Origin of the sequence: Glutamicibacter sp. NPDC087673, from assembly GCF_044743255.1 — a bacterium.
GTDB lineage: Bacteria > Actinomycetota > Actinomycetes > Actinomycetales > Micrococcaceae > Glutamicibacter.
Map to the genome: position 1 here is coordinate 526,787 of NZ_JBIUWB010000001.1, position 15,912 is coordinate 542,698.

12 protein-coding genes are annotated in these 15,912 nt (G+C 65.3%); 5 read left to right on the plus strand and 7 right to left on the minus strand.

The genetic code is table 11. The annotated features are described in order from the left end of the window. Positions 1 to 879: 879 nt before the first annotated feature. From ACIOTL_RS02490 to purU, 4 genes are all read right to left on the minus strand, one after another. Positions 880 to 1,374, minus strand: a complete 495-nt coding sequence (locus tag ACIOTL_RS02490) for a hypothetical protein (RefSeq protein WP_400341637.1) — start codon at positions 1,372 to 1,374, stop codon at positions 880 to 882. Next, on the minus strand, positions 1,367 to 2,914 hold the full coding sequence (locus tag ACIOTL_RS02495; protein WP_400341639.1) for a sodium/proline symporter: 1,548 nt from the start codon (positions 2,912 to 2,914) through the stop codon (positions 1,367 to 1,369). Before ACIOTL_RS02495 ends, ACIOTL_RS02490 begins: the two co-directional genes overlap by 8 nt. Then, a complete protein-coding gene (locus ACIOTL_RS02500) occupies positions 2,911 to 3,039 on the minus strand; it encodes a hypothetical protein (protein WP_400341641.1) in 129 nt (42 codons plus the stop codon). Before ACIOTL_RS02500 ends, ACIOTL_RS02495 begins: the two co-directional genes overlap by 4 nt. Positions 3,040 to 3,333: 294 nt before the next feature. After that, complete coding sequence (purU, locus tag ACIOTL_RS02505; protein ID WP_105658923.1) at positions 3,334 to 4,206, minus strand: formyltetrahydrofolate deformylase; 873 nt, start codon at positions 4,204 to 4,206, stop codon at positions 3,334 to 3,336. A 450-nt stretch (positions 4,207 to 4,656) separates the two neighbouring features. Between purU and ACIOTL_RS02510 the strand changes: the two genes are divergently transcribed. Beyond that, positions 4,657 to 5,325 (plus strand): GntR family transcriptional regulator, encoded by a 669-nt coding sequence (locus tag ACIOTL_RS02510; RefSeq protein ID WP_400341643.1) that lies wholly within the window; start codon positions 4,657 to 4,659, stop codon positions 5,323 to 5,325. A gap of 27 nt (positions 5,326 to 5,352) precedes the next feature. Here the strand turns inward: ACIOTL_RS02510 and ACIOTL_RS02515 are convergent, their stop codons facing one another. From ACIOTL_RS02515 to ACIOTL_RS02525, 3 genes are all read right to left on the minus strand, one after another. Further along, complete coding sequence (locus tag ACIOTL_RS02515) at positions 5,353 to 7,224, minus strand: BCCT family transporter (RefSeq protein WP_400341645.1); 1,872 nt, start codon at positions 7,222 to 7,224, stop codon at positions 5,353 to 5,355. Positions 7,225 to 7,435: 211 nt separating this feature from the next. Further along, a complete protein-coding gene (fdhA, locus tag ACIOTL_RS02520) occupies positions 7,436 to 8,650 on the minus strand; it encodes a formaldehyde dehydrogenase, glutathione-independent (RefSeq protein WP_400341647.1) in 1,215 nt (404 codons plus the stop codon). A 128-nt stretch (positions 8,651 to 8,778) separates the two neighbouring features. Further along, on the minus strand, positions 8,779 to 9,717 hold the full coding sequence (locus ACIOTL_RS02525) for a LysR family transcriptional regulator (RefSeq protein WP_400341649.1): 939 nt from the start codon (positions 9,715 to 9,717) through the stop codon (positions 8,779 to 8,781). A 151-nt stretch (positions 9,718 to 9,868) separates the two neighbouring features. Here ACIOTL_RS02525 and ACIOTL_RS02530 point away from each other — a divergent pair, with 151 nt between their 5' ends. The 4 genes from ACIOTL_RS02530 (at position 9,869) to ACIOTL_RS02545 (ending at position 15,842) form a co-directional block, all read left to right on the plus strand. Beyond that, positions 9,869 to 11,173, plus strand: coding sequence for an SRPBCC family protein (locus ACIOTL_RS02530; protein WP_105658918.1), 1,305 nt, complete (start codon positions 9,869 to 9,871; stop codon positions 11,171 to 11,173). Next, complete coding sequence (locus tag ACIOTL_RS02535; RefSeq protein WP_400341651.1) at positions 11,170 to 12,561, plus strand: flavin reductase family protein; 1,392 nt, start codon at positions 11,170 to 11,172, stop codon at positions 12,559 to 12,561. The genes ACIOTL_RS02530 and ACIOTL_RS02535 overlap by 4 nt, the downstream gene beginning before the upstream one ends. Before the next feature lie 43 nt (positions 12,562 to 12,604). Beyond that, positions 12,605 to 15,124, plus strand: coding sequence for an FAD-dependent oxidoreductase (locus ACIOTL_RS02540; RefSeq protein ID WP_400341653.1), 2,520 nt, complete (start codon positions 12,605 to 12,607; stop codon positions 15,122 to 15,124). 241 nt (positions 15,125 to 15,365) lie between these two features. Beyond that, positions 15,366 to 15,842 (plus strand): hypothetical protein, encoded by a 477-nt coding sequence (locus ACIOTL_RS02545; protein ID WP_400341654.1) that lies wholly within the window; start codon positions 15,366 to 15,368, stop codon positions 15,840 to 15,842. Positions 15,843 to 15,912: the final 70 nt, after the last annotated feature.

A 15,912-nucleotide genomic window follows, 5' to 3' on the forward strand; every position in this document is an offset into this window, starting at 1 on the left:
ACTGTACGTTCAAGATTTCCTCCTCGGCTTCGGCGTGCTGCGCATCACCCGGTGTGCTGACTCTCATTTTTAGCAAGATATTAGTCATCGAGGTATGTCCATTATCGAGGCCAGGGTTAATACCAATGGCCAAGTCCAGGAGGCGCAACGCACGGTGCCTTGTGGGCATGGGAGCCATATTGCATCTCTTCCGATGATCTTGGCAGCCAAACGGGCAGAGGGTTAGGCCAACGTGACGTGGGACCATGAGCCGGAATCACGTGATTCAAAGACGAATCCATGTCCTTGCCAAAGCACGAGCCTCAAAGAGCAAGACTTCCAAGCTTCCAATTACCCTCTGAAAAGCGAAGGATGCCGGTCGGCCGGCAACACCGAGGGCTACCGCATCGCGTCAGCTGACCGTTTCCTGCCCCGGGCATATCGACGGGATCTGTGCGCTTACCCGCGGCCTGATCATGAACAGCTCGCAGCGCAATTGCAACCCACCTTCAAGAACTCGAACCTTAGCTGGTATGCCTGCATCGGCTGGGTCCGAGAACTCCAACGCACCAGCACCGACGAGCTTGGAACTGTAGCGGGCCGCCTGCCCGAGCGACTCCATATCGATCGGCAACAGCAGCCAGCTTGTAGCAGCCGACCGCCTTGATACGCCTTTCCCCTTGGGCCGGCGCAACGTGTGAATTGCCCACAGATGTTGGTTCCTGCATTCCCAGTCCGACTTCTGGCGAGCAGTTCACTGCATTCGCGACCCTTCACGAACTTGGCAAGTGCGTATTGCGTCCCAGTTTTCCATAGGCTTGCGCTCTGCTTGTTCCCGACTGGATTCCCGCGGAGAGATGTCGCCCAGGCGCACTGCCAGTTACATCGCGGTGCCCGACTTCAGCAGTCGATAAAGTAGTAGCCGCCGTTCAGTCCGTCCACCATGATGCGGTAGGACTTTCCTTCCAGCTTCGCTTCGATCACCCAGTTGGGTTTCCAGACCTTGGCGACACTGCTCTTTTCGCGGATTCCGCCACGCCAGGCCAGCCGGGCCCGGCGCAGGGCCGCGGTGGACAACAGGGCTTTGGCCCTCTCGCGCGCGGTGTCGAAATCGATAGTGTTCCACTGCGGATCAGCCACCAAGTCCAGTGGCTGGCCAGCTTGATCACCTTGGACTTGCCACGGGTCGCTGACAAAGGCCTTGCCCGAGTAGTAGTCCACCAATGCATGCGCCTGCCCGGTCCGCCCGGCCAGCTGCGGCACCTCGAAGATGAACCCCGCAAAGGGATGGTGGCGCAGCTTGGCCGATTCGACCGTCAATCCAGGTGCCTTGGCAGCAAGGATACGTTGCGCGTCCTGGCCATCGACCAGGGTTTTCAGTACCAGTTCATTCACCGCGGGCCGCCATTTCGGCCTGGCTGGCCAGCAAGGCATCCTGGCCCATCAGCATCTTCTTCGGAATGGGACCGATCTTCGCGGTCTCGTCCAGGGCCCGGCCAATATGCTCCGGCACCGGATGCGACTTCTGGCTGGCCAGGCTGCCAATGACCATGGCCGCGGTGGAGGCCAGGATGCCGGTGACCATCGGATCAATGCCGGTGGCATCCGGCGCGCCGGACACCTGCCAGAGCACCGAGACCAGTGTGCCGGCGGCCATCGAGGAGATCGCGCCAACGGTATTGGCCTTCTTCCACCACACCGCGCAGATATAGGAAGGGACAAAGGCGCTGCCCAGCACGGTCGTTGAGAAGATCACCACGGCGGCCACCGCGGGAGGATCAAAAGCGGCAATGCCATAGCCGATGATGGCCAAGGCCAGCACGGTGATCCGCGAGACCCAGACCATCTGCGCATCGCTCATCTTCTTGTTGATGAACCGGGCGTAGATGTCCTGGCTGGCGATGGTGCCGGCCTGCAGCAGCAGGGCATCGGCGGTGGACATGATGGCTGCCATGATCGCTGCCATGACGATGCCCACGGCGAAGGTCGGCAGCACCGCGTCGGCGACCTCGAAGATCGCGGTTTCCGGGTTGGCCAGGTTGGGCAGCAGGATCAGCGCGAACAGGCCCACCAGGTAGGGGCCGGGGATGAACAGCAGGTTGAATACCAATGAGTAGACCCCTGCGGTGCGTGCCACCGATGGCTTCTTCATGGCCATGTGGCTGACCACCACGTGCGGCCAGCCCATGTAGCCGATGGAGAAGACCAGCAGCGCACCGAGAATGACTCCCCACTGTCCCTGGTAGCCCAGGTCCGCTCCCCACATGGTCAGCAGGTTGGGGTTGATCCCGCCCACGGCTTCATTTCCCTTGGTGAAACCGCCCACGGCCATCAGCGTGGCAACCAGGATCCAGACCATGCCGACCACCATGATGATGGCCTGCACGAAGTCGGTGTAGGCCACAGCCAGGTAGCCGCCCAGGAAGGTATAGAGGACAATCACGCCGATGGCGATCGCCAAGGCCAGCGGGAAGGACACCCCGGAGACCATTTCCAATCCGCGGCCGCCGGCGATGAACTGGGCCAGCACGTAGAAGAACATGCAGAACAGCGCCACGGGAGCGGCGATAAGCCGGATCCACTTCGAGGGATAGCGGTGCTCCAGGTACTCGATGGAGGTGATGGACCCCAGGATCTGGGATAGCTTGCGCATGCGCCGGCCCAGGACCGAGAGGTTCAGGATGCCGCCGCCCAGGTCGCCCAGCGCGTACCACATGCTGAAATAGCCTTGGGTGTAGCCCATCGATCCGGCACCCATGAACATGTAGCCGGACATGGAAGAACTCTGCAGCCGCAGCGCGGTGACACCGGGGCCGAGGCTGCGCCCGCCGAGCAGGAATCCCTCGGCATCTTGCTTGCCGCGCTTCAGCGCCCAGAAGCCGATGCCGGCCATGGCGATGAAATAGATGATCAGGAAAAGGATCTCGATGTTCACTGCTGCTCCTGCGCATCTTCGCGCTTCCAGCCGCGGCTGAGCCACAGGAAAACACCTGTATAGATCACCCAGAGGGCCGGAACCCCGATGATGACCATGGTCGTGAACGCCGGTAGTCCAAACATCGACACATTCCTTCTGGGAGCCGCTGGTTCTTATTTCATGAGCTGGGTCACAAGCACCCGCTTGATCCATAGCCTTGCATAGCCCCAGTGGCCAAGACAAGGATAATTCCTAGGTTAACTTGGGAAAACTTCCGCGCCCTGCATTCGACCGCACGACCATCCCCGCCTCTGCGCCACCGGTCAGGCGCCTCCGGGCCCAAACGGCGGGCAACAGCAAAGGCCCCGGCCGGGTTCGGCGGGCATCGTCATATGATGTCCGTCGAATCCCCGCCGGGGCCTTTGGCCCGGAGGGTGCTAGCGCAGCACCACGGTGCGCGAGCCGCTGAGGAAGACCCGGTCTTCGCAGTGCCAGCGCACCGCATCGGACAGGGCCTTGCACTCGGTATCGCGTCCGGCGGCCACCAGATGCTCGGGCGCGTAGCTGTGGTCCACTTCCTGGACGCGCTGGGTGATGATCGGCCCCTCGTCCAGTTCCGAATTCACGTAGTGCGCCGTGGCGCCCACGGTCTTCACCCCGCGCTCGAAGGCCTGGTGGTAGGGCTTGGCCCCCTTGAAGGAGGGCAGGAACGAATGGTGGATGTTGATGGCCCGGCCGGTGAGCTTGCGGGTGAGGTCATCGGAGAGCACCTGCATGTAGCGGGCCAGCACCACCAGATCCACCTCGAAGCGCTCCACCAGGTCCATCAGCTTGGACTCGGCCTCGGGCTTGGTCTCAGGGGTGACAGGAATGTGGAAGAACGGGATCCCATTCCACTCGACCTGCTGCCGGTGGTCCGGGTGGTTGGAGACTACGGCCGCGATCTCCACCGGCAGCTCCCCCATCCGGGCGCGGAACAGCAGATCGTGCAGGCAGTGGCCGAACTTGGAGACCATCACCACCACGCGCTTCTTGTTTCCTGCCGGGCGCAAACCCCAGGTGGCCTGGTGCTCATCGGCGAGCTGGCCGAGGCCCGATTCGAGCTCGGCGATCTCGGCGGGGATATCCTCCGCCGCGGCGACCTCGAATTCGATGCGCATGAAGAGCGTCCCGGAAAGCTGGTCGTCATGCTGCTTGAGCTCCCGGATGTCGCCATGGTGCTTGAGCAGCAACCCGGTGACCGCATGCACGATGCCCGGGCGCTCGGCGCAGGTGAGGGTCAGGACATACTTGTTGTTCGGTTCGGTCATCGTGCCGCTCCTTGGTTTCGCCGAGATGGCATTAGCTTCGCCATGGCTCGTAGTGGTTTTTCGGGGGATTTTCATGCGGTTGCACCTGGCTTCCGCGCAGTGCTCTGCGCCGCGGATTCAAAGCCGTCCGGCCTGAGTTTTCCCAGCGGAACTGCGCGCTGCCCCTGCCTTCGGAAGCAGCTGCGGGCAGACCCGCCAACCTCTGGCCGGATACTGATATATCAATTGATGATCACAATACTATGTGTGCTTCAGCACAGCGTCAACAACTTTTCCGGCGGTTCTTCCTGGCGCCTTTCCCAGCGCCCCCAGTACAGTTTTCCGCTCTGCCGTTCGCCGGCAAGCCAAGGGCTGTTGAGCGCATCGGCGCAGGAAAAGCGCCTAAATCGAAGCCGGGGCGATACTCTTTGTGTGTCGGCAATTGATTTTTGAACAGTGATAGAGAGCGATATGCCAAGGCCCACCGAACTGACCAGCGTCGCCACCGAGCAAGGCTCGATGGCTGATCGAGCCTACAACGCATTGCGCGACCGGCTGGTGCTGCTCGAAATCGCTCCGACGCACCCGATCCACGAACCGCAGCTGGCCGAAGAACTGGGCATTGGGCGCACCCCGATGCGCGAGGCTCTCAAGCGGCTGGAAACCGACCACTTGGTGGTGTCCTATCCGCGCCGCGGCACCTTTGCCACGGCCGTGGATTTCCATGAGCTGAACTACATCTCCGAAATGCGCCAGGTGCTCGAGCCGCTGGCCGCGCGCAACGCGGCCGCGAACAAGGACCCGCAGATCCGCGAGCAGCTGGCCGGCTACCTGCAGCAGATCGATGCCCTGGATCCCGCCCTGGACCAGCGTTCGCTGCTGCTGCTGGATGTGCGCATCCACCGGCTCATCTACAAAGCGGCGGCCAACAAGTACCTGGAGGAAACCCTGGTGCGCCTGGATAATCTGGTGACCCGGATCTGGTGCCTGGTCATCGACCAGATGCCTCCGATCGCAGAGCATATTTCCGAGCATTCGGCCCTGCTGCGCGCCATCCTCGACGGCGACGCGCAGCTGGCCGCGCGGCTGGTCTCCGAGCATGTGGCCCACTTCGAGCAGGCCCTGCGCCGCGCCCCCTAGCTGGATGCCGGGGACGCGAAGCGGCCGCTAGCGGCCGGCGCCCTCGGGTTCCAGATCCGTTTCGGGCCGCGGCTGCGGTTCGCGCGCCGGGGCTTCCAGTTCCTGGGCCACCGGCCCCGGCCGGTCTCCAGCTGGCAGGCCCGACGCGGCAACAATGGAGTTCTCCCTGGTCATCAGGCTGAACTGCTCGCCTTCGTGGCGGTCGATTCCGTCATCCACCGCCTGTTCCAGCACCTCCATCGCCACCTTGCCGCGCAGCACCAGCGGATCACGGCACAGGTCCTTCCACAGCGCCACGCACAGCAGCAGCATCACCAGCACGAAGGGCAGCGCCGAGACGATAGTGATGTTCTTCAGCCCGTTCAGGGCGGCCGCCGGATGGTCCCCACCGGCCAGCAGCATGACCGCGGCTACCGCTCCCACCGAGACGCCCCAGAAGACCACCGACTTCTTCGAGGGCTCCTGCGCGCCGCGTTCGCTCAGCGCGCCCATCACGATCGAGGCGGAGTCCGCCCCGGTGACGAAGAAGATGGCAATCAGCACCACGGCCAGGGCCATCAGCGCGATGGAGAACCATTCGGGGAACGGCAGTGCGCCCAGCAGCTCGAAGAGCACCGAGTTGAAGTCGATGTCCGGGGCCCCGTCCACCATCTGGGCCAGTGCCTGGCCCATGTCCCCGTTGCGTTCGGCCCGTTCCTGCAGGCCGATGGCGCCGCCGCCGAAGATGGCGAACCAGAACAGCGTGACGGTGGAAGGAACCAGCAGCACCCCGGTGACGAACTGGCGGATGCTGCGCCCGCGCGAGATCCGCGCGATGAACAGGCCCACGAACGGGGTCCAGGAAACCCACCAGGCCCAGTAGAAGATGGTCCAGGAGGAAAGCCAGGCGGCCATGTCGCCGTCCCCGGAAGCCGCGGTCCGCGACGCCATTTCCGGCAGGTCCGCGATGAAGGAGCCCACCGCATTGGGGATCACGTTCAGGATGAACAGCGTCGGCCCGCCGATGAACACGATCAGCGCCAGGATCACCGCCAGCACCATGTTGATATTGGACAGCCATTGGATGCCGCGCTCGATCCCGGAGACGGCTGAGGCCACGAACAAGGCGGTGAGCACCGCAATGATCAGCACCAGGATGCCAGAGCCCACCGAGGGCAGCAGCCCGGCGGACTGGATGCCTCCGCCGATCTGCAGCGCGCCGAGTCCCAGCGAGCAGGCCGAGCCGAAAAGCGTGGCCAGGATGGCCAGGATGTTGATCGTCTTCCCGCCCCAGCCGTGGACGACCCTTTCGCCGAAGATCGAGGTGAACATCGAGGAGAACAGCTGCGGGCGGCCCAGCCGGAAGCTGCCGTAGGCCATGCCCAGCCCGACAATCGCATACATGGCCCAGGGGAACAGCGTCCAGTGGAACATGGTGGTGCCCATGGCCGTGCCCACCGCGGCCGAGGTCTGCCCGCCCACGGTTTCCGGCGGCGGGGACATGTAGAAGTACAGCGGCTCGCCCACCCCGTAGAAGACCAGGCCGATGCCCATGCCGGTGGCGAACATCATCGAGATCCAGGAAACCGTGCTGAACTGCGGCTTCTCCCCGTCCTTGCCCAGCGGGATGCGCCCGAAGCTCTTGGCCGCGACCACCAGCACGAACAGGGTGAAAACGGTCGCGGCGATCACGAAGACCCAGCCGGTGTTCGTGATGACCCAGTCCAGGGCCTTCCCGGCCGTGGAGCCCAGCCCTTCGGGCGAGGTGAAGCCCCAAGCGATGAACGCCAGGGCGAGGAGTCCGGCAATGCCGAAGACCCAGTAGTCGGTGCCGGAGGACAGGTATCTTCTGGGCCGGCGCCGGCGAGCCGAGTGCAGCTCGCTGACCAGGTCGTTCACGGGTTGCTCAGTGCGTTTCATTTCGGTTTCCTTCAATAAAGGCAATAGGCGGCGGGCCGGCAGGGGAATGCGGGCGCGCCGAATCAGCCGGGGTCCCCGGGGTTGCTCGTGAGTGGTGGCCGGGGCCGGCGAATCGGCCGGGCTCAATAGCCGGCCGGAAGTGCGCCGTGCGGGCCGGGAATTGTTCCCGGCCCGCACGGCGGGCAGCGGTTAATTGCGCGTCAAGCGCGGATCAGGCGCTGATCAGCCCGTGCGGGTCGAGCACGAACTTCTGCGCGGCGCCTTCGTCGAAGGCCGCGTAGCCCTGCGGGGCCCGGTCCAAGCCAATGGCCGTGGCGTTGACGTTCTTGGCAATCGAGACCTTGTCCGAGAGGATCGCCTGCATCAGCCCGCGGTGGTACTTCATCACCGGGCACTGGCCCGTGACGAAGGTGTGGGACTTGGCGAAGCCCAGGCCGAAGCGCATGGACAGCGAACCGACCTTGGCCGCTTCGTCCTCGGCGCCCGGGTCCCCGGTGACATAGAGCCCCGGGATGCCCAGGCTGCCGCCGGCACGGGTGATTTCCATCAGCGAATTGAGCACCGTGGCAGGCTGCTCCTTGCCAGCGTCGTGCCCGTGCCCGCGCGCCTCGAAGCCCACCGCGTCGATGCCGCAGTCGACCTCGGGCACGCCCAGGATCTGGGCGATCTGCTCGGCCGGGTCGCCCTGCGAGACGTCCACGGTTTCGCAGCCGAAGCTGCGCGCCTGGGCCAGCCGGTCGGCGTTCAGGTCCCCGACAATCACGGTGGCCGCACCCAGCAGCTGCGCGGAGGTGGCCGCGGCCAGGCCCACCGGGCCGGCGCCGGCCACGTACACGGTGGAGCCGACGGTGACCCCGGCGCCGATGGCTCCGTGGTAGCCGGTCGGGAAGATGTCCGAGAGCATGGCCAGGTCCAGGATCTTCTCCATGGCCTGGTCGCGGTCGGGGAATTTCAGGGCGTTCCAGTCCGCGTAGGGCACCAGCACGTATTCGGCCTGGCCGCCCACCCAGCCGCCCATGTCCACGTAGCCGTAGGCGGAGCCCGGGCGGTCTGGATTGACGTTCAGGCAGATGCCGGTTTGCCCGATCTTGCAGTTGCGGCAGCGGCCGCAGGAGATGTTGAAGGGCACCGAGACGACGTCGCCGACCTTGAGGAATTCCACATCGCGGCCCACTTCCACCACTTCGCCGGTGATTTCGTGGCCCAGCACCAACCCGACGGGGGCGGTGGTGCGGCCGCGGACCATATGCTGGTCCGAACCGCAGATGTTGGTGGCGATGGTGCGCAGGATGACCCCGTGGTGCACCTGCCGCCCGACGTTTGCCGGGTGGACCCCGGGCCCGTCCTTCAATTCGAATTCGGGGTACGGGGTGTCGATCAGCTCGACCTTGCCTGCCCCGGCGTAGCTTACTGCCAAGTTGCCCATAGCGGACCACTTCCTTGAAATATCAGTTGGATACCAAATCGGATGTGCCCAAGTCTGGCTACTGAATGTGATCCATGTCAATAGTCCGGCGAGAAATCCGCCGGGTCCGGCAGCCCGCCAGTGGTCGGCTACCCGTCCAGTTCCTCGGCCGAGCGCAGGGAAATGATGTCCTTGGCGGTGCGCTGCAGGATACCCAGGGATTCCTCGATCAGCGGCGAGCCGCGGCTGCCCTTGCGGGTCACCGCCACAATGCGCCGCGAGGGCTTGGCCGCCCCGGAAATCCGGCGGCGCACCACGTTCTGCGCATCGCCCAGGGTGGCCAGCCGGGGCAGCAGCCCCACACCCAGGCCCGCCCCGATGAACGCGATCATGGTTTCCCACTCCACCGCCTCGTGGGCGATATGCGGGGTGACCCCCAGCGAAGTGAAGGCGGCAACGAACAGCGCCCGGTAGACCGACTGCCCGGATTCGGAGATCCACGGGTCATCGGCCAGGTCCTCCAGGGCCACGGACTTGTGCTGCGCCAGCCGGTGCGTGGCTGGCAGCACCACATCCAGCGGGTCATCGAGCAGCACGGTCTGCTCGAACCGGTCCCTGGCGGCAGAACCCGCGGACGTCTGGCTGGCCACGATCACGGCCAGGTCGATCCGCTCCGCGAGCAGCAAGTCCAGGCAGCGCTGCGGCTGCGCTTCGATCAGCTGCACTTCGGTATCGGGCCGAGTGGCTCGCAGGTTCGCGGCCAGCGGGGCAAGCAGCTGCGCGGCAGCGGTGGAGAAACCGCCCAGGCCGAACTGCCCCTGCACCTGCCCGGAGGCGTTGCGCGCGGACGCCGCGAGCAGCTCCCATTGCGTCACAATCCCGTCCAGGCCCGCAACGAAATGCCGGCCCGCGGAGGTCAGCCGCACCCCGCGGCCCTCCTTGGTGATCAGCTTGATGCCCAGGGTGCGCTGCAGTTCGCGCAGCTGCGCGGAGACCGCCGAGGCCGAGTAGCCGGTCAGTTCCGCGGTGCGCGCTACCGAGCCCGTGGAGGAGAAGACCCGCAGGGTGGCGAAGCGTGGATCAATCATGCACCAATTGTGCACGGTTCCGTTCAATTTCTTGCGCTTTTCTTGCCGACTATTTCTTCCTAGTCTCGATTCATGCGGTGACCGGCCTCACATCGGCCCGCGCAACCACAGCCAGAGGACGCCAGCCGCGTCGTGTTCCAAGGAGTAACAGATGACCGCTTCGGTAAGCGCACCGCGCACTACGCGTGGGAAGCTCGCTACGTCGGTGAACCAAGAACAGCTCGCCGAGATCACCGAACTCTTCCGCAACCGGCGCAAGGGCTACTCGCTCGAAGCCCCGCTGTACACCGACCCCTCAGTATTCGATGTCGAAATGCAGGCCATCTTCGGGACCCACTGGCTGTTCGCCGCGAGCATTGCCGAGATCCCCGAGCCCGGGGACTACGTCACCGTGGACTACGGGCCGCATTCGCTGATCGTGCTGCGCACCGAGGAGGGCGGGGTCAACGTGCTGCACAACGTCTGCCGGCACCGCGGCGCCCGCGTGCTCACCGAAGCCTCGGGCAGCACCGGAAACCTGGTCTGCGGCTACCACTCGTGGACCTACTCCCCCGAAGGGGACCTGATCCACGCCTCCGCCCCGGGCGAAGGCAAGTTCGACAAGAGCTGCTTCGCGCTCAAGCGCGCCCACGGCCGGGTCCACGCCGGGCTGGTCTTCGTTTCCCTGGCCCAGGACCCTCCGGCGGACTTCGACGAGGTCGCCGGCATCTTCGAGCCCTACCTGGCACCGCACGATATCGCCCGCGCCAAGGTCGCCTACCAGCAGGACATCATCGAGGAGGGCAACTGGAAGCTGGTGATGGAGAATAACCGCGAGTGCTACCACTGCGACGGGCACCCCGAGCTGGCCTGCTCGCTGTTCCCCACCTGGGGGCTGAGCGACGACACCGTTCCGCCGCACCTGGAAGAGGTATGGGAACGCAACCAGCAAGCCCAGGCGGCCCTGGAGGAACGCTGCCGCCGCTACGGATTGCCCTACGAGGTCGTGGAGCAGCTGGACACCCGCATCGCCGGCATCCGCATCTCCCGCGAATCCCTGGACGGCGACGGGGAATCCTTCTCCGCCGACGGGCACCGCCTGTCCAAGAAGCTGCTCGGCGAGCTGCGCGACTTCCGGCTGGGCCGCTGCTCCATGCACCTGCAGCCCAACAGCTGGTTCCACTTCCAGTCCGACCACGTGATCACCTTCGCGGCCTTCCCGATCAACGAGCACCAGACCCTGGTGCGCACCACCTGGCTGGTGGCCGATGACGCGGTCGAAGGAGACGACTACGACCTGGAGAAGCTCACCCACACCTGGAAGCAGACCAACCTGCAGGACAAGGCCTTCGTCGAGCTGTGCCAGAAGGGCGCAGCCAGCCCCGCCTACCAGCCCGGCCCGTACATGAAGAGCGAATACCAAGTCGAGGCGTTCATCAACTGGTACACCCAGCGCGTGCTGGAGCACCTGGCATGAGCGCAGGCGCCCAGCTGGCATCGAGCGTAGCGGCCCAGCGCATCCGCGGGCTGGAAATGCCGTGGAACCGGGTCCTGAGCTCCCAGGAAGGCCCGGCGAGCGCGGCCCGCGCGCTGGGACCCTGGCACCCCCAGGAGTTCCTGGCCGAATGCGTGCAGACCATCGAGGAAGCCGGCGGGCTGATGACCTTCGTCTTCCGCCGCGCCGACGGCGCCCCGCTGGCCTTCCGCGCCGGGCAGTACCTGAACATCGCCTTCCCGGTGCATGGCGAAGACCAGGACCCGGTGGACCGCAGCTACTCGATTTCCAGCGCGCCCACCGTGCCCTGGACCTTCAATGTCAGCATCAAGCGCGACCCCAAGGGCCTGGTCTCCTCCTGGGCGCATGAGAACCTGCGCCCCGGCATGGTGCTGGAGATGCTCGGCCCGGTGGGCGCCTTCCACCTGGGCGATTCCGACCGGCGCGCCCGCTACCTGTTCCTTGCGGCCGGAGCCGGGATCACCCCGATCATGTCGATGGTGCGCACCATCCACTCGCTGCCCGGCCAGGCCGATGTGGTGGTGCTCTGCCACGGCACCGTGCCCGGGGACTTCGCCTTCTGGCCCGAGCTGGAATACATCGCCCAGGTCGATTCGCGGATCAAGGTCTTCTACTCGCTGGGCGACCGGGCCAAGCCCAGGAGCTGGAAGGGCTTTGCCGGGCGGCTGACCACGGCGATGATCGACGCGGTGGCCCCGGATGCCAATGGCCGCAAGGTGTTCGCCTGCGGACCGGAAGGCTACCTGAATTCGGCCACCCAGCTGCTGCGCGAGGCCGGGGTGGATGACACCTCGGTGTTCATGGAGTTCTTCTCCGGGGACCGCAAGACGCTGCTCGAATACCAGGAGGAAATCGCCCTGGCCGGGTCCATCGCCGAGGAGGTGGCCGAATCCGTGGAAGAGTTCTACGAGAGCCAGCCGCCGGAGCTGGGGATGTACGAACCCGAGTACGACCAGAGCGGCACCATCGAGGCCAGCGGCCAGAAGCTGGTGGCGGTCGATTCCAATGCCCCGCTGCCGCCGGCCGCGCCGCTGGTTCCCGCGCAGGACCCGCCGGATACCGCTTCCTTCCCCACCGTGGGCGAAGGCGAGCTGACCATGACCTTCCTGCGCACCGCGGTGAATGTCCGGATCAGTTCCCAGGAGCACATCCTGGGTGTCGCCCAGCGGGCCGGGGTGCGCATCGGCGCCAACTGCCAGGAGGGCATGTGCGGCTCGTGCAAGGTCGTCAAGCTCGAAGGCGAGGTGGCGATGAACCACCAGGGCGGCATCCGCGCCCGTGAAATCGCGGCCGGGAAATTCCTGCCCTGCTGCTCCACCGCCCAATCGGATCTGGTCATCGACGCCTAGCCGCGCCGGCCACCACCACACCATCAGCTTTCAAGGAGTCCCCATGTCCCGTCTTTCCCCTCGGATCCTCATCATCGGCGCCGGCATCGTCGGTGCCAACCTCGCAGACGAACTGGCCGCGCTGGGCCATACCAATACCCTGGTCATCGAGCAGGGCCCGCTGGATCTTCCCGGCGGTTCCACCTCGCACGCCCCGGGCCTGGTCTTCTCGTCCAACCCGTCCAAGTCCATGACCGAATTCGCGCAGTACACCATCGAGAAGCTCACCGGGCTGGTGGGCGCCGACGGGCGCGGCTCCTTCCTTCCTGTGGGCGGGCTGGAAATCGCCACCACCGATGAGCGCCTGGCCGACCTGCATCGCCGCGCAGGCTGGAACCGCTCCTACGGGGTCGACGCCGAAGTCATCGACGCCGCCGCCTGCCTGGCGAAGTTCCCGATGCTCAACCCGGAGAAGGTCCTGGGCGGCCTGTTCACCCCGGGCGACGGGCTGGCCCTGGCCGCCAAGGGCACCGCACTGGTCATGGAACGCGCCAAGGCCGCGGGAGTCGAGTTCCGCGACCGCACCATCGTCACCGATATCGAGGTCTCCGGCGGCAAGGTCGCCGCGGTCATCTGCGGCGAAGAGCGCTTCGCGGCGGACATCGTGGTCTCCTGCGCAGGCTTCTGGGGACCGAATATCGGCAAGATGGTGGGCACCTCGATCCCGCTGCTGCCGCTGGGCCACCAGTTCGCCTGGAGCACCCCGGCCCCGTCGCTGGCCGGAGTGAACGAGCTGCCGGCCGGTGCCAGCCGCCCGATCCTGCGCTACCAGGACCGCGACCTCTACTACCGCGAGTGGGGAGATCGCATCGGCATCGGCTCCTACGCCCACCGTCCGATGCCGGTGGATCTGGACACCTTGCAGGCCTACCGCCCGGAAGAGATCACCCACGAGCGGATGCCTTCCTCGCTGGACTTCACCCCGCAGGACTTCGCCGCCGAATGGGAAGCCAGCCAGGAGCTGCTGCCGGATCTGCGCAACACCCGGATCCAGCGCGGCTTCAACGGCATCTTCTCCTTCACCCCGGACGGCGGCTCGCTGGTAGGCCAGTCCAGGGAAGTGGACGGCTTCTACGCGGCCGAGGCCGTGTGGGTCACCCACGCGCCGGGCATCGCCAAGGCCGTGGCCGAGCTGATCACCACCGGCACCTCCACGACGGACCTGAGCGACTGCGACCTGAACCGCTTCGAGGACGTGCAAACCACCAAGGAGTACGTCAGCGAGACCTCGCAGCAGAACTTCGTGGAAATCTACGATGTCCGCCACCCGCTGGAACCGCGCACCAAGCCCCGCGCCGTGCGCACCAGCCCGTTCTACTCCCGCCAGCAGAAGCTGGGCGCCTTCTTCCTGGAGGGCACCGGCTGGGAGCGCCCGCACTGGTACGAGGCCAACGCGGCGCTGCTCGATGAATTGCCGGCGGAGTGGGCGGCCCCGGAGCGCGACAGCTGGTCAAGCAAGTTCCACTCGCCGATTGCCGCGGTGGAAGCCTGGAAGACCCGCACCGCGGTGGCCATGTTCGACATGACCCCGCTCAAGCGCGTGGAAGTCACCGGCCCCGGCGCCGGGCCGATGCTCCAGTGCTTGACCACGGCGAATATGCTGCGTGCCCCGGGCATGGTCAGCTACACCCTGCTGCTGGACCATGCCGGCGGCATCACCAGCGACATCACTGTGGCCCGGCTCTCCGAGCAGGTCTACCAGGCCGGCATCAACTCCAATGTGGATGTCGCCTACCTGGACCGCGAAGCGCGCAAGTTCAATGCGGCCAACCCGGGCCAGTGGGTGGCAGTACGCGATATCACCGCCGGGACTTCCTGCATCGGCCTGTGGGGCCCGCTGGCCCCGCAGGTCATGGCCAAGATCAGCGACGACGATATGGGCAACGAGGGGCTAAAGTACTTCCGCACCAAGCAGATCTCCATCGCCGGCATCCCGGTCACCGCGATGCGCCTGTCCTACGTGGGCGAATTCGGCTGGGAGCTCTACGCCTCGGCGGATGTCAGCGCCAAGCTCTGGGATGCGATCTTCGAAGCCGGGCAGGAACACGGCATCATTGCCGGCGGGCGCGAGGCGTTCAACTCCATGCGACTGGAGAAGGGCTTCCGCTCCTTCGGCACCGATATGACCAGCGAGCACGAACCGGAACAGGCCGGCCTGGGCTTCGCGGTGAAAGCCGCCAAGACCGCGGACTTCGTGGGCAAGTCGGCACTGGCCGAACGTGCCGCGGCGGCCACCAAGCGCCTGCGCTGCCTGACCGTGGATGATGGCGTGTCCATGGTCCTGGGCAAGGAACCGGTCTACGTGGATGGCAAGCCTTCCGGCTACGTCACCAGCGCCGCCTACGGATACACGGTCCGCAAGCCGATCGCCTACGCGTGGCTGCCGATCTCGGTGGAAACCGGAGATCCGGTGGCGATCGAGTACTTCGGCAAGCAGATTGCCGCCACCGTGGTCGATGACCCGCTGTACGATCCGCAGATGGACCGGTTGCGCGGAGTTTCGCTGGCCACTTCGGCCAGCTAGCGGCCAGACACAAGTGACCCGGAGCCGGGCACCGCTCATGCGAGCGGTGCCCGGCCCTTTTCCATCTGCACCGGCAGCCGGCTGGCTGATCCATGCCCCTGGCAACCTTGTCGCCCGATGCGGCCGTAGCACTCTCTGGACTCACTGGCCTTCTAGCCGCGTCCGGGAAAAACCAGCTTGCCCACTTGGAGAGAATACATGTAGCCTATCTAATAGTTAGCCTGTCTAAATAAATTAGGCGATGAAGCAACTCAACACAGCGGAGCAGATGATGAGTGATTCCTTGGCAGTTCCCGCAGAGGCAAGTCGGGTTCACAGCTCGGCCTGGGACGCCCGGATCAGCCAGGTCGCCGCGCTGGCAACCCGGCTGTGCCAAGAGAAGGATGCAGTCCGCTCCGCCTACTGCAGCATTTCCGGATCCCCGAATGAGCTCATCGTGAATCTGGCCTGCACCGCCACGGGCGAAGAGCATGTCCCGATGATCATGCTCTACGTGAACGACACGTTGCTTCCGCAAATGGAAAGCTCGCTCGGCATCCAGTTCGAGGTGCGAAACCTCCAATTCGCCGTTGCCGGCAGGGAAATCCATGCTCCCGCAACCGTTGGGTTGAAGGGCTGCTCGCCCACCATGGATTGGCTGGACCAGCCATTGACCGAGCCCATCCCTGCCACCTCGAAGGATCCCCGGGGTGCCCACGCGGACCTGACGTTGATTTAGCCCCTCGACGAGTGAAGAAATCCGCTCTCGGGTGGCGATTCCTTCGAGCTTGCTTGTTTTCTTATCCAGC